Source organism: Siphonobacter sp. BAB-5385, from assembly GCF_002261125.1.
Taxonomy (GTDB): Bacteria; Bacteroidota; Bacteroidia; order Cytophagales; family Spirosomataceae; genus Siphonobacter.
Genome location: NZ_NMPS01000043.1, coordinates 1 through 1231, shown reverse-complemented (window position 1 = coordinate 1231; position 1231 = coordinate 1). Strand labels below are relative to the sequence as shown.

Below are 1231 nucleotides of genomic sequence, written 5' to 3'. Positions count from 1 at the left end.
AGCCTATACCCCCTTCTCGAAACAGATTGAAATCACCCGGCCCATTACCGTGGATGCGTACCTACCGGTCATCAACGTGGTGCTCACGCCGCTTAATGGCAGCAATAGCATCAAGGTGGATTTCACTACGCAAGACGAAGGCGGGGAAGTGGTAGTCGAGATTTCATCCGATCCCAACGCAACGGCTTCGAGTGGTAGCTGGACATCTACGCAGTACGTATTTGTCTCTGCTCCCGGTCAGCAAAGCGTCACGTTTACGGCTATTAATGATTACAACGCCCGTAAAATCCGGATTGGCCGTCAGGGTACCAAGCCCCCATCGGCTAAGCAGGTCTTTGGCCCGGTTTCGCTGACTAACGTAGCTGATCCCGTATATGCTCCGGTTATCACGAGCATCACGGCGTCAGCAGATGGTACGTCGGCTACCATTAATTACTCGGCTAACAATACCAATTATACGCGACTGGATTTCTATCGGAGTGAGGATAACGGGGCTACCTACAACGTAGCCATTGCGGCAGGAAACAGCGGCACTAGTTATACGAACACGAATCTGACGCCTGGGAAAACCTACACGTACCGCCCCCAGGTGTTTAAAAACAATGCGTACGGTCCTGCGGGTGAGCCCAAGTCGATCACGATGCCCAGCGGTGGTACGTCAGATGCGATCTGTAATGTAACGGATGCGGCCTCGGGTGGTAATCAGGTTACGACAAAGTCCTACACGGTCACCAAGGCAGGAACGGTTAACTACATGTTTGATTCGGGGCTTATCCCGGATAAGCTGAGCGTCCGCAAAAACGGAGTAGTGGTGAATGCCTACACGGCAACGAGCTGGCGTACGGCGGGAAGCATTGCAGTGATTGCAGGGGACAAGCTGGATTTTGTGATTAATCCGCAGGTCACGGCGGATCAGGGAACAGCCTGGACGTTCTATGCCAACTGCTCATCGGCCTACAACGTCGATGCTCCGCAGACGAATTTCAATTACGCGAACGCGGATTACCCTCGAATTGCAAGCATCACGACGGGTACGAACGGTAGTGGAGGCAAAACCTTCACGGTAAATGCGATCCCTGCGAAAAATGGCGGCAGTCAGGTCGTACGGTATAAGGCCGTAATGACCTTTTCGGGAAACACCTATCAGGCCAATACGGGTTGGTCAACGTCGAACGTACTCTCGACGGATCAAAACGGAAACGGCATTAACGCTAGTCAGTTCTACACCATC

Annotated in this window: 1 protein-coding gene; it reads left to right on the top strand. The window is 52.7% G+C overall.

What is annotated here, in order from left to right; genetic code table 11:
• Positions 1 to 1231 (top strand): hypothetical protein (locus tag BWI93_RS27640; RefSeq protein WP_217902230.1); only part of this gene is annotated, 1231 nt, incomplete at both ends.